Annotated in this window: 10 protein-coding genes and 1 pseudogene; 5 read left to right on the top strand and 6 right to left on the bottom strand. The window is 72.9% G+C overall.

Annotated elements, in window-relative coordinates:
- The 4 genes from AC51EU_RS19845 to AC51EU_RS19830 all read right to left on the bottom strand — a co-directional run.
- A partial coding sequence (locus tag AC51EU_RS19845; RefSeq protein ID WP_496268346.1) for a flavin reductase family protein occupies positions 1-515 on the bottom strand: 515 nt, incomplete at its 3' end.
- Between the two features lie 39 nt (positions 516-554).
- Positions 555-1,754 (bottom strand): aminotransferase class I/II-fold pyridoxal phosphate-dependent enzyme, encoded by a 1,200-nt coding sequence (locus tag AC51EU_RS19840; protein ID WP_496268345.1) that lies wholly within the window; start codon positions 1,752-1,754, stop codon positions 555-557.
- Between the two features lie 35 nt (positions 1,755-1,789).
- A complete protein-coding gene (locus AC51EU_RS19835) occupies positions 1,790-2,245 on the bottom strand; it encodes a nuclear transport factor 2 family protein (protein ID WP_496268344.1) in 456 nt (151 codons plus the stop codon).
- A gap of 113 nt (positions 2,246-2,358) precedes the next feature.
- A complete protein-coding gene (locus AC51EU_RS19830; RefSeq protein ID WP_496268343.1) occupies positions 2,359-3,354 on the bottom strand; it encodes an aldo/keto reductase in 996 nt (331 codons plus the stop codon).
- Positions 3,355-3,687: 333 nt separating this feature from the next.
- Between AC51EU_RS19830 and AC51EU_RS19825 the strand changes: the two genes are divergently transcribed.
- The 4 genes from AC51EU_RS19825 to cs1 are packed head-to-tail and all read left to right on the top strand — an operon-like array spanning position 3,688 to position 8,899.
- Positions 3,688-5,403: a thiamine pyrophosphate-binding protein gene (locus AC51EU_RS19825; RefSeq protein ID WP_496268342.1), complete on the top strand. Its 1,716-nt coding sequence runs from the start codon at positions 3,688-3,690 to the stop codon at positions 5,401-5,403.
- Position 5,404: 1 nt separating this feature from the next.
- Positions 5,405-6,928 carry an asparagine synthase-related protein gene (locus tag AC51EU_RS19820; protein WP_496268341.1) on the top strand — a complete coding sequence of 508 codons (1,524 nt, stop codon included), beginning with the start codon at positions 5,405-5,407 and terminating at the stop codon, positions 6,926-6,928.
- A gap of 37 nt (positions 6,929-6,965) precedes the next feature.
- Positions 6,966-7,910 carry an agmatinase gene (gene speB / locus AC51EU_RS19815; RefSeq protein WP_496268340.1) on the top strand — a complete coding sequence of 315 codons (945 nt, stop codon included), beginning with the start codon at positions 6,966-6,968 and terminating at the stop codon, positions 7,908-7,910.
- A 14-nt stretch (positions 7,911-7,924) separates the two neighbouring features.
- Complete coding sequence (cs1, locus tag AC51EU_RS19810; RefSeq protein ID WP_496268339.1) at positions 7,925-8,899, top strand: clavaminate synthase Cs1; 975 nt, start codon at positions 7,925-7,927, stop codon at positions 8,897-8,899.
- Between the two features lie 291 nt (positions 8,900-9,190).
- Here cs1 and AC51EU_RS19805 read toward each other — a convergent pair.
- Positions 9,191-9,772: pseudogene (locus tag AC51EU_RS19805) on the bottom strand (nuclease/transposase family protein); the annotation flags it as partial.
- Between the two features lie 182 nt (positions 9,773-9,954).
- Here AC51EU_RS19805 and argJ point away from each other — a divergent pair.
- Positions 9,955-11,133 (top strand): bifunctional glutamate N-acetyltransferase/amino-acid acetyltransferase ArgJ, encoded by a 1,179-nt coding sequence (gene argJ / locus AC51EU_RS19800; protein ID WP_496268338.1) that lies wholly within the window; start codon positions 9,955-9,957, stop codon positions 11,131-11,133.
- Between the two features lie 82 nt (positions 11,134-11,215).
- Here argJ and AC51EU_RS19795 read toward each other — a convergent pair whose 3' ends face one another.
- The gene (locus tag AC51EU_RS19795; protein WP_496268337.1) at positions 11,216-12,400 is read right to left on the bottom strand and encodes an LLM class flavin-dependent oxidoreductase; all 1,185 of its coding nucleotides are present in this window, start codon (positions 12,398-12,400) and stop codon (positions 11,216-11,218) included.
- Positions 12,401-12,511 lie beyond the last annotated feature (111 nt).

Here is a 12,511-nt window from a genome sequence, read left to right as displayed (position 1 = left end):
CAGTGGCCGTAGCCGCCGCGCAGGAAGACCAGGGGCGGCCCGGTCCGCCGTACCCCGAGGTCGCGGACGGCGCCGGTGACGAACCAGTGGTCGCCGGCCGGTACCTCGTCCGCCACCTCGCAGTCGAACCAGGCGACGGCGTCGCGCAGGAGGGGCGAGCCGGTGGCGGTCTCCTCATGGGGCACCTCCCAGCGGCGGGGGTCCGCGGTGGCGAAGTCGCGGCAGACCTGGTGCTGGTCCGCGCCGAGGACGTTGACGCAGAAACGGCCGGCCGCCCGTATGCGCGGCCAGGTGGTGGAGGACTTCGACGGGAGGAAGCCCACGAGTGCCGGGTGCAGCGACACCGAGGTGAAGGTGCCCACCACCATGGCGGGCGGGGGCTGCCCCGGTGCCGGGCGGGGCGCGGTGACCAGGGCCACGCCGGTCGGGTAGTGGGCGGCCACCCGGCGCAGCCGCCCCGGGGTCACGCTGTCCTGGTCGCTCCGTACGGAACCGCTCTGCGCGGAACCGGGCATACGGGTCTCCTTCGTTCCTGCGCGGGGCGGTGCCGTCCCTCAGCCGACGGACACCGGGGCGGGCCGTCCGGCGTACGCCACACCGGGGAAGGCGGCGGCCAGTGCGGCGACGTCGGCGGCGACGCCGTCCGCGTCCTCGCCGCGCAGCAGCAGCCGGTCCAGCAGGTCGGCGACGGGTGCCATGTCGTCCTCCGTCATCCCCCAGCGGGTCACCTCCTGGGTGCCCAGGCGCAGGCCGGAGCGCCGGCTGCTGGGCAGCACCACGGTGGTGGTGCGGATGGCGGAGCGGGTGAGGGTGCGCCCCCACGCGTGCGGGGTGCTGTCCTCGGGCAGGTGCACCCAGACCTGGTGGGTCTCGGTGTGGCCGAACTCCCCGCCGGCGACATCGAAGCCGCGTGCGGCGAGTTCGGCGGCGAGCCGGCGGGCGTTGGCGACGACCTGGCGGGCGTACGCCTCGCGGTGCGGCAGCAGCTCCTCCAGGGTGATCGCCAGGCTGCCGACCGCCGCCGAGTGGGAGCTGGAGGCGGTGAAGGGGAGGCGGGCGGCGATCTTCCCGGCGAGGGAGTCGCTGTTGGTGACGAGGAGGCCCTTCTGCGGGCCGGGCAGCGTCTTGTGCGTACTGCCGGAGACGCTGTCGAAGCCGCCGTCGAGCACCAGGGTGCGGGGGGCGGCGGGCAGCAGGCCGAGGAGGTGCGAGGCGTCCAGGCACAGCAGGGCGTCGGGGGCGGCGGCCCGCAGGGCGCGGGCGTCGGGGAGGCGGAGGGTGGTGGAGGCGTCGAGGTAGACGACGTCGACGGGGTGTGCGGCGACCCGGGCGGCGAGCGCGTCGTGGTCGATCTCCAGACGCTCGCGGTCGAACGGTATGCGGTCCACCTCGTAGCCGAAGCCCTCGCAGATGGTGACGGTGGCGTAGTGGCCGCCGTCGGCGGGGTCCAGCACCATCACCCGGCCGCCGGGCGGGGCGACGGCGGTGAGGACGGTGTGCATGGTGTGCAGTCCGGACAGGAACTGCACGAAGGCGTGCCGGGCGCCGTAGAACTCCTTGGTGAGGTCGGTGCAGTAGGCGTAGACGTCGTTGAGGCCGGTGACGTCGCCGTAGACCGCCGCCGGGGTCTCCGAGTACGGGTAGCGGTTGACGGCGTCGGTGGCGAGGGCGGCGGCCGCCCGGGGCGAGAGCCGGTTCTCGATCGGGAAGAGGTTGAGACTGGGGCTGCGTCGGAGGGCGGCCAGGACGTCCATCGGTGCTCCTTGCGGTGAGGTGCGGTGCCGCGGCGTCACAGCCACGGGTAGCGGGCGGTGTCCTTGCCCGCGTAGTCCGGGTCCAGATAGATGAAGGCCCGCTGGATGAGGAGGTCACGGACCTCGAAGACCCCGCACCAGCGCCCGGCGCCCCACTCGGGCACGCCCACCCGCCAGGGGCCGTCGCGGTGTTCGCCGTGGGTGGTGCCCTCGACGGCGAGGAGGTCGGTCCCGGTGGTGATCCAGTTGAAGGACCAGAAGTGGTGGTGGATGGCGGTGACGGTGGCCCCGAGGTCGGCGAAGAGGCGGGCGATCTCGGTCTTGCCGTGGGCCATCCCCCACTTCGGGAAGAAGAAGTCGGCGTCCTCGGCGAAGTGGTCGAGGACGGGGGTGCCGTCGCTGCCGACCCCGCCGTTGTCGAACGCCTTGAAGTAGGCGGTGATGACGGCCTTGCGCTGCTCGTCCGTCATCGGGACCGGTGCCGCGGGCATGGACGACCTCCTCGGGTGCGGGTGCCGCGTTCGGGGCGGCGGACGGGGTCCACCGTCGCAGGGCGGCCTTGGCGCCGGCTTGACGACTCGCTGCGGCCCGGCCCGCACCTGCCTCAGTTGCCGGTCATGGCGAGCATCGCGGGCGCGTAGCGCTCCCCGTGCACGGGGACGGCGAGCGCTTCCTCCACCGCGGCCAGTGTGTCCGGGTCGAGGCGGACCGTGGCGGCGGCGAGGTTCTCGGCGAGGTGGGCGGGGTCGCTGGTGCCGGGGATGGGGACGACGTCGGGGCCGCGGTGGTGGAGCCAGGCCAGGGCGAGCTGGGCCAGGGTGAGGCCGCGGCGGGCGGCGACCGGGCGCAGCCGGTCGATCAGCGCCCGGTTGTGCGTCAGGCCGTCGGCGCTGAACCGGGGCTGCCCGCGGCGGAAGTCGGCCTCGGGCAGGTCGCCTGTGGTGCGGATGCCGCCGGCCAGGAAGCCGCGGCCGAGCGGCGCGTACGCGACGACGCCGATGCCCAGGGCGCGGCAGGCGGGCACCACCTCGTCCTCGATGTCCCTGGTCCACAGGCTCCACTCACTCTGCACCGCGGTCACCGGGTGCACGGCGTCGGCCCGGCGCACGGTGGCGGCGGAGGGTTCGGACAGCCCGAAGTACCGGACCTTGCCCTCGCGCACCAGCTCGGCGACGGCACCCGCGGTCTCCTCCACCGGGACGGCCGGGTCGATCCAGTGCTGGTAGTACAGGTCGATGCGGTCGGTGCCGAGGCGGCGCAAGGAGCGTTCGCAGGCCGCGCGCACATAGGACGGCTCGCCGCACAGCCCCTGGAACGCGCCGTCGGAGGAGCGCACCATGCCGAACTTGGAGGCGATCACGGTCTCGTCACGACGTCCGGCGACGGCCCGGCCGAGCAGTTCCTCGCCGGCGCCCAGGCCCTGGACATCGGCGGTGTCGAGGAGGGTGACGCCCGCGTCCAGGGCGGCGCGGATCGTGGCGAGGGCGCGGCCTGGGTCGGGGCGCCCGTAGAAGTCGGTGGTCGGCAGGCAGCCCAGGCCCTGGGCGCTGACGGGCAGGTCACGCAGGGCGCGGACGGGCGGACGCGGGGAAGCGGGCATGGCGGGACCTCCGCTGCGGACGACGGTGGGGCGGGGAAGGGCGGCCGCGCTCCGCGCCGTCGGGGCGGAGGGCCGCGGACCGCAGCACCGTAACGGCCGCCGCCCGGCGGCCACAATGCCGCGCTTTTCAAGCGCTTGACAAAGCGCTGGCACGGCGCGGCGGGCCCGCCCGCGGCCCGGTCCGGCCGCTGCAAGGGGAACGTCCACAGCCGTGCAAGGGCCTCTCCCCAGAGTGAGCACGGCGCCCCGACGGCCCGTCCCGTCGGCGCGCCGGCCCCGGGCGGTCCCTGTGCCCGGTGCCGCCCGTCACGTCCGTACGCATGAGGAGTCGCCATGTCACGTGTGTCCACGACCCCCGGCAGCAACCCGACCGCCGCCCACGCCCTGCTGCGGCGGCTGCGGGACCACGGGGTGCAGACAGTGTTCGGTGTGGTGGGCCGGGAGGCCGCCTCGATCCTCTTCGACGAGGTGGAGGGCATCGATTTCGTGCTGACCCGGCACGAGTTCACCGCCGGTGTCGCCGCCGACGTCCTGGCCCGGATCAGCGGCCGGCCGCAGGCCTGCTGGGCCACGCTGGGCCCCGGCATGACGAACCTGTCGACCGGTGTCGCCACCTCGATCCTGGACCGTTCCCCGGTCATCGCGCTGGCCGCGCAGTCCGAGTCGTACGACATCTTCCCCAACGACACCCACCAGTGCCTGGACTCGGTCTCCGTGATGCGTCCGATGACCAAGTACGCGGTGGAGCTGGAGCGCCCCGACGACATCACCGACCTGGTGGACTCCGCGGTGGCCGCCGCGACGACCGAGCCGGTCGGCCCCAGTTTCCTGTCCCTGCCGGTCGATCTGCTCGCCGGTGAGGTCGACACCACCCAGGAGCAGCCGGCCGTGTCCGCCGCCGCGAAGCCGGTCGCCGCGGTCCGCGACGACTGGCAGGAGGCGGCGGGGCGGGCCGCCGAGCTGCTGGCCGGGGCGGAGCACCCGGTGCTGGTGGTCGGTGCCGCGGCGATCCGGTCCGGCGCGGTACCGGCGATCCGGGCGCTGGCCGAGCGCCTGGACATCCCGGTGATCACCACGTACATCGCCAAGGGCGTGCTGCCGCACGGCCACCGCCTCAGCTACGGCGCGGTCACCGGCTACATGGACGGCATCCTGTCCTTCCCGGCGCTGGAGACCCTGTTCGGCCCCGCCGACGTGATCCTCACCCTGGGCTACGACTACGCCGAGGACCTGCGTCCGTCGATGTGGCAGCGCGGCGGCGAGAAGCGCACGGTGCGGGTGTCGCCGACGGTCAACCCGATCCCCCGCGTCTACCGGCCGGACGTGGACGTGGTCACCGACGTCCTCGCCTTCGTCGAGCACCTGGACGCCGCCACGGCCGACGTGCCGCGCAAGACGCCGCACGACATCGCGCCGCTGCGCGAGCGGATCGCCGAGTTCCTGGCCGACCCGGAGCAGTACGCGGACGGCATGCGCGTCCACCAGGTGATCGACTGCATGAACACGGTGATGGCCGAGTCCGCGGAGCCGGGCGAGGGCACCATCGTCTCCGACATCGGCTTCTTCCGGCACTACGGGGTGCTGTTCGCCCGCGCCGACCAGCCGTTCGGCTTCCTCACCTCGGCCGGCTGCTCCAGCTTCGGCTACGGGATTCCCGCCGCGATGGGCGCCCAGATGGCCCGCCCCGGCCAGCCCACCTTCCTCATCGCGGGCGACGGCGGCTTCCACTCCAACAGCGCGGACCTGGAGACCCTCGCCCGCCTCAACCTGCCCGTCGTCACCGTCGTCGTCAACAACGACACCAACGGGCTGATCGAGCTGTACCAGAACATCGGCCACCACCGCACCCACGACCCGGCGGTGAAGTTCACCGGCGTCGACTTCACCGAACTCGCCCGCGCCAACGGCGTGGAGGCGGTCAAGGCCGCCGACCGCGAGGAGCTGCTGGCGGCGCTGCGCAAGGGGGCCGGCCTCGGGCGGCCGTTCCTGATCGAGGTGCCGGTGAACTACGACTTCCAGGCCGGCGGCTTCGCGGCCCTGAGCATCTGAGATGGCCGGGACGCTGCCCGCCGCCACCGGTTTCCTCGCCGCCGTCCACCAGGACGGCGGCACGGTGCCCCGGCCGGCCTTCGCCTCGCTGGGTTCCCTCGCCGAGGAGCGGGAGGAACGGCACGGTCACACCCTGCACACCGTCCTGCTGCACTCCGGGGCCCCGGAAGGCGCCCGGGCGCACGGCCCCGGGGCGGCGGTGGTGTTCGCCGGGGAGCTGCACCACCAGGACGCGCTGCGCTCCCTGCTGCCGCCCGGCGTGGCGGCCGACAGTGACGCCCAGCTCGTCCTGGCCCTCTTCGGCGTCTACGACGTGCACGCGTTCCGGCTGCTCAACGGGCGCTTCGCCGCCCTGGTGCACGCCGGGGACCGGGTCGTGCTCGCCACCGACCACGCCGGTTCGGTGCCGCTGTACGTGAGTGCGGCGCCGGGCCGGGTGCTGGCGGCCACCGAGGCCAAGGCGCTGCGGACCGTGCCCGCCGGGGCGCCGCTGCCCGCGGCGCGGCCGGTCCGCCGGCTGCCCGGGGTGCACCAGGTCCCGGCCGGGACGGTGCTGGAGACCGTCCTCGGCTCCGGGGCCTGCACCACCCACCGCACCTGGGCGCCGCCGCACTCCCGCCGCGTCCTTCCGGAGGACGAGGCGGTGGCGGCCGTCCGCGAGGCACTGGACCGGGCGGTGGGCGCCCGTCTGGGACCGAAAGCGCCGCTGGTGGTGCTCTCCGGCGGCATCGACTCCTCCAGCGTCGCGGCGCTCGCCGCCGCCCGGACCGGCGGGCCGATCGACACCGTCTCCATGGGCACGAACGACGCCGACGAGTTCCCGCAGGCCAGGACGGTCGCCGAGCACCTGGGCACCCGTCACCGCGAGCTGACCTTCCTCACCGCGGACCTGCTGGGCCGCCTGCCGCACACGGTGTGGGCCGCGGAGTCCCTGGACCCCGACATCATCGAGTACCTGCTGCCGCTGACCGCCCTGTACCTGCGGCTGGACGTCACCGGGCGGCGCGTCCTCACCGGCTACGGCGCCGACATCCCGCTGGGCGGTATGCACCGCGAGGACCGGCTCCCCGCGCTGGACACCGCCCTCGCCCACGACATGGAGACCTTCGACGGCCTCAACGAGATGTCCCCGGTCCTGTCCGGTGTCGGCGGCCACTGGTCCACCCACCCCTACTGGGACCGTGACGTCCTGGACGTCCTGGTCACCCTGGAGGCGGGCATGAAGCGCCGCTACGGGCAGGACAAGTGGGCGCTGCGGGCCGCGATGGGCGATGTGCTGCCGCAGGAGACCGTGCTGCGCCCCAAGCTCGGGGTGCACGAGGGGTCGGGCACCACCTCGTCGTTCAGCCGGCTGCTGGCCGGTGCCGGGGTACCCGGGGAGCGGGTGCACCACGCCAAGCACCTCGTCGTCCAGGAGCTGTTCGACGAGGTGGTGGTGGCCGGGCGGCACCCGGACGAGGTGGCCACCGACGACGTGGTGGCGCGCGTCGCGGACCGCCTGGCGCACGACACCCCCACCACCTGACGACATGTCACCCGGACCCCGAAGGAGCGACCAGGGCGTGGAACGCATCGACGTCACCGTCTCCCCCCGCTACGCGCAGATCCCCACCTTCATGCGCCTGCCGCACGACCCCGACCCGCGCGGCCGGGACGTGGTGGTCATCGGCGCCCCGTACGACGGCGGCACCAGCTACCGGCCGGGGGCGCGCTTCGGCCCCCGCTCCATCCGCAACGAGTCCGGGCTGATCCACGGCGTGGGCATCGACCGCGGGCCGGGCACCTTCGACCTGATCAGCTGCGTCGACGCGGGCGACATCGACCTGACCCCGTTCAACATGCACATCGCGATGGACACCGCCACCCAACGGCTGACGGAACTCCTCGACGGCAACGCGGCGTTCCTCATGCTCGGCGGCGACCACTCGCTGACCCTCGCCGCGCTGCGTGCCGTCTCCGCGAAGCACGGTCCGCTCGCCGTGCTCCACCTCGACGCCCACAGCGACACCAACCCCGCCTTCTACGGCGGCGAGTTCCACCACGGCACGCCGTTCCGGCACGCCATCGACGAGAAGCTGGTCGATCCCCGGCGGATGGTCCAGATCGGCATCCGGGGCCACAACCCGCGGCCGGACTCGCTGGACTACGCCCGCGGGCACGGCGTACGCATCGTCACCGCCGACGAGTTCGCCGGCCTCGGCACGGCCGCCGCCACCCGGCTGGTCCGCGACATCGCCGGGGACGCGCCGCTGTACGTGTCGGTGGACGTCGATGTCGTCGACCCGGCCTTCGCGCCCGGCACCGGCACCCCCGCCCCCGGCGGCCCCACCTCCCGGGAGATCCTCGCGCTGCTGCGCGGCGTCGGGGACCTGAACCCGGTCGGGTTCGACGTCATGGAGGTCTCGCCGCTCTACGACCACGGTGGCATCACCTCGGTCCTGGCCACCGAAATCGGCGCGGAACTGCTGTACCAGTACGCCCGCGCCCACGCCCACGAGCACGACTAGGAAAGGACTTCCCCGTGACAGTCGTGGACTGCACCGCATTCGCCGGTGAGCTGCGCGCACTGACCGCGCGGCTGCCACACATCCCCCGCGCGGACCTGCACGCCTTCCTGGACTCCGCGCAGGCCGCCGCCACCGGGCTCCCCGAGGCCCTGGGCAGCGTGCTGGACAGCTTCAACGCCGAGGGCAACCGGGACGGCTACCTCGTCCTGCGCGGCCTGCCCGTGGAGGACGACGGCGCGCTGCCGCCCACCCCGACCACCACCCCGGCCCCCGAGGACCGGTCGCTGCTGGTCATGGAGGCGATGCTCGCCCTCTTCGGCCGCCGTCTGGGCCTGCACACCGGGTACCGGGAGCTGCGCTCGGCGACCGTCTACCACGACGTGTACCCGTCCCCGAACGCCCACTACCTGTCCTCGGAGACATCCGAGACGCTGCTGGAGTTCCACACGGAGATGGCGTACCACGAGCGGCAGCCCAACTATGTGATGCTGGCCTGCTCCCGCGCCGACCACGAGCGCACGGCGGCCACCCTGGTCGCCTCGGTCCGCAAGGCGCTGCCGCTGCTGTCCGCCGAGGTCCGCGAGCGCCTCTTCGACCGCAAGATGCCGTGCTGTGTGGACGTGTCGTTCCGCGGCGGGGTCCCGGACCCGGGGGCGATAGCCCGGGTCAAGCCGCTGTACGGGGACCGCGAGGACCCGTTCCTCGGGTACGACCGCGAACTGCTCGCCCCCGTCGACCCGGACGACGTGGCGGCGGTCGCCGCGCTGTCCAAGGCGCTCGACGACGTCACCGAGGCCGTGTACCTGACGCCCGGTGACGTCCTGATCGTCGACAACTTCCGTACCACGCACGCCCGTACCCCGTTCACCCCGCGCTGGGACGGCCGGGACCGCTGGCTGCACCGCGTCTACATCCGTACCGACCGCAACGGGCAGCTCGTGGGCGGCGAACGCGCGGGCGACGTCGTCTCCTTCACCCCGCGCGGCTGAACCGCGCCGCCACCGGAGCCGGGCGCGCGGTCGGCCGCGCCCCCACCGCCCGGCTCCGTCTCGCACGCCCGGAACGGAACGTGGTATGGATCAGCGGGACGGCAAGCGCCGCACCTCAGCCCGCCCCTCGGCAGTCGGGAGACGATCAGGCTTGACTCCTCCTCCTCGTGAACGAGGAGGATTCCTGGCTCACGTCGCCTGCCCCCCGGCGGGGGTGCAGGTCTTACACGATCAGCACCAGCCGGGGTGAAGACCAGCCCGGACCAGCATCACGCGGGCGGAGTTCTTGTCGGGCGGTTCTTCGGTCACGGCGGCCGTCACGAAGGAGGCCCACCAGTGCCCCACCGCATCGCGGTACACGCGCACCGAGCTGGGCGGCCCGGGCATGTCCCGGGACCACACCGGCCGCACGACGATCCCGCCGGCCAGATGCAGCCGGCCGTCCTTGAGGCGGAACCCGCGCCTGGTGTATTCGAGGGTCGGCAGCGCTTCGCGCTTCTTCTTGTACTTCGGCATCCCCGCCCGCTGCCGTATGGGAAGCCGCGCCTTGATGTCCTTGAGGGCCTTCGCACGCGACCTGCCGAAGTCACGTATCACCTGCTGCCGCGGCACACACGCGCCCTCGGCCAGCCAGGGCGTCACCTTGCGGGCCCCGGTCAGCATCGCCGCGAGCTGCACCGGACCGCACGTCGTCCTCTCGCCCCTCTCCCGGTTGTGCGCGTGGACGGCCTGGGACTTGGCGACGCACTCGTTCCAGACCCAACGTGCCCGGTCCCACTCGGCTTCGAGTGCCGTGCGGGCCGACGACGACAGCCGCAGACCGTAGGTGTACCGGAAATGCCCGGCCGCCTGCGTGATCGCTTCTGCCGTCATGCGTCCGAAACCTACCCGGGGGGACTGACAGTTGCCCCCGGTTGATCTTTACGATGCCCCCGCCAGCAGTTTTGGTGTACGCCGATCCGCCCCGGCGGCGAATCGGCCTCCCCTGCCCCGCTCACGCGCGAGCTTCGTTTCCTCCCCCGGCTGAAACCGGGGGTATCCACGAAGGAGACCACATGTCGGACAGCGAAACCTACGAACCGCGGGGATTCGCGGTACACACCGCTCCGGTGGGCCTCGGGGACGACGGGCGGGACGACCTCACCGTCCTGCTCTCCACCGCGCCGGCCACCGTGAGCGCGGTCTTCACCCGCTCCCGTTTCGCCGGGCCCAGCGTGGGGCTCAGCCGTGCCGCGGCCGCGGACCGCCGCGCCCGGGGCGTGGTGGTCCTCGCCCGCAACGCCAATGTCGCCACCGGCGCGGAGGGCGAGGCCAACGCCCGCGAGGTGCGCGACACCGTGGCCAAGGCGGCGGGCCTGCCCCCGGAGGAACTGCTGATCGCCTCCACCGGCGTCATCGGCCGCCAGTACCCGATGCCCGGCATCCGCGACCACCTCGCGACACTGTCCTCGCCGCTGCCCGAGGGCGGTTTCGACCGCGCGGCCCGCGCCATCATGACGACGGACACCCGGCCCAAGCACGTCACCCGGCGGGTCGGTGACGCCGTCCTCGTCGGCATCGCCAAGGGCGTGGGGATGCTGGAGCCCGACATGGCGACCCTGCTGACCTTCTTCGCCACCGACGCCCGGCTCGACCCCGAGGAGCAGGACCGTCTCTTCCGCCGGGTGATGGACCGTACGTTCAACGCCGTCAGCATCGACACCGACACCTCCACCAGCGACACCGCGGCCCTCTTCGCCAACGGCCTGGCGGGCGAGGTGGACCCGGCGGCGTTCGAGGAGGCGCTGTACGAGGTGGCGCTGGCGCTGGTGAAGGACATCGCGCACGACGGTGAGGGCGCCGGCAAGCTGATCGAGGTGCGGGTCACCGGGGCCCGGGACGACGCGCAGGCCAAGCGGGTCGGCAAGACGGTGGTGAACTCCCCGCTGGTGAAGACCGCGGTGCACGGCGGCGACCCCAACTGGGGCCGGGTCGCCATGGCGATCGGCAAGTGCTCCGACGACACCGACATCGACCAGGAGCGGGTGGTGATCCGCTTCGGCGAGGTCGCCGTCTACCCGCCCGGCCGGGCGGGCGCGGACGAGGACACGGTGCGGGCCGCGGTCGCCGCCGAGATGACCGGTGACGAGGTGGTCATCGGCATCGACCTGGGCATCGCCGACGGCGCGTTCACCGTGTACGGCTGCGACCTGACCGAGGGCTACGTCCGCCTCAACGCCGACTACTCGACCTGACGGGCCGGCCCGCCGCGGAGGCGGCCGCGGCGCGGGAACCGGACGGTTCCCGCGCACGGGCCACGGCGGGGGCCGCTTTCCCTCAGAGCCAGTTGGGCGCGATCTCGGTGGCCCACAGCTCCAGGCTGCGCATCTGCACGTCGTGCGGGATCAGCCCGGAGTACTGGCACTGGAGCAGGTACTCCGGGTCGTGGTGCTTCACCAGCTTCTCGATCTTGCGGTTGATGTCGTCCGGGGTGCCGACCCACTCCAGGCCCCGTTCGACGAGCGTCGGGTAGTCCGAGCCGATCGGCCCGGTCTCGCCGACGTTGCGCAGCGCCTCGGTGAAGCCCATGGGGCCGAACCAGTTGTCGAAGATGAAGCCGCCGCCGCGGGCCGCCCAGTGGTGGGCCTCGTCCGCGTCCCGGGAGACCAGGACGTCCTTCATCACGCCGACCCGCTCACCGAGCCGCAGCGTGCCGTGGCCCGCCGCCTCGGCCTCCTCCTGGTACAGCTCCATCAGCCGGCGCACGATCCGGTCGTCGGTGTTCATCAGGATCGGCACCACGCCCTCCCGGGCGCAGAACCGGAAGGTGTCCTCGCTGAAGCTGAACGGCTGGAACACCGGGGGGTGGGGCCGCTGGTACGGCTTGGGCGCGATGCCCACCTCCGTGATCACACCGTTCTCGTCCATCCCGCGGCCGTAGCGGCGTACCGCCTCGTAGGGGAACTCCAGGTCCTTCGACGGGATCGTCCACTGGGGGCCCTGGTGCGAGAACGTCTCGGTCGTCCACGCCTTCTTGAGGATCTCCCAGTGCTCCTCGAACAACGCCCGGTTGCGGCGGTCGTTGTCCCCGGCGTCGGAGAGCGTGCTGCCCACCCCGTACACCTGGCCCATGATCTCGGCCCAGCGCTTCTGGAAGCCGCGGGCGATGCCGACGAAGGTACGGCCGCGGGTCATGTGGTCGAGCATCGCCAGGTCCTCGGCGAGCCGCAGCGGATTGTGGAACGGCAGCACATTGGCCATCTGGCCGACCCGGATGTGCTTCGTCTGCATCCCGAGGTACAGGCCCAGCATGACCGGGTTGTTGGAGACCTCGAAGCCCTCGACGTGGAAGTGGTGCTCGGTGAAGGACAGACCCCAGTAGCCGAGTTCGTCGGCCGCCTGCGCCTGACGGGTGAGCTGCCACAGCATGTTCTGGTAGTTGCGCGGGTTGACGCCCGACATACCGCGCTGGATCTGGGCATGGCTGCCGACCGTGGGCAGATAGAAAAGGATGGACTTCACCGTGGTCCTTTCGGTTCGCGGCGCCGGCGCGTGACGGCACGCCGGGGGCGGCTGGGGCCTGTGGCGGGCGTCCCGTCCGTCCGCCCGCGCGCGGCGCCGCGAACCGAAAGG

Source organism: Candidatus Streptomyces philanthi, from assembly GCF_059553635.1.
This window is presented reverse-complemented; position numbering and strand designations above follow the sequence as displayed.

What these genes read in the sequence shown, in the direction of transcription:
- AC51EU_RS19820 (WP_496268341.1), top strand. Translation starts at nt 5,405, where the DNA reads ATGGCCGGGACGCTGCCCGCCGCCACCGGTTTCCTCGCCGCCGTCCAC.
- argJ (WP_496268338.1), top strand. Translation starts at nt 9,955, where the DNA reads ATGTCGGACAGCGAAACCTACGAACCGCGGGGATTCGCGGTACACACC.
- AC51EU_RS19835 (WP_496268344.1), bottom strand. Translation starts at nt 2,245, where the DNA reads ATGCCCGCGGCACCGGTCCCGATGACGGACGAGCAGCGCAAGGCCGTC.
- AC51EU_RS19830 (WP_496268343.1), bottom strand. Translation starts at nt 3,354, where the DNA reads ATGCCCGCTTCCCCGCGTCCGCCCGTCCGCGCCCTGCGTGACCTGCCC.
- AC51EU_RS19840 (WP_496268345.1), bottom strand. Translation starts at nt 1,754, where the DNA reads ATGGACGTCCTGGCCGCCCTCCGACGCAGCCCCAGTCTCAACCTCTTC.
- AC51EU_RS19825 (WP_496268342.1), top strand. Translation starts at nt 3,688, where the DNA reads ATGTCACGTGTGTCCACGACCCCCGGCAGCAACCCGACCGCCGCCCAC.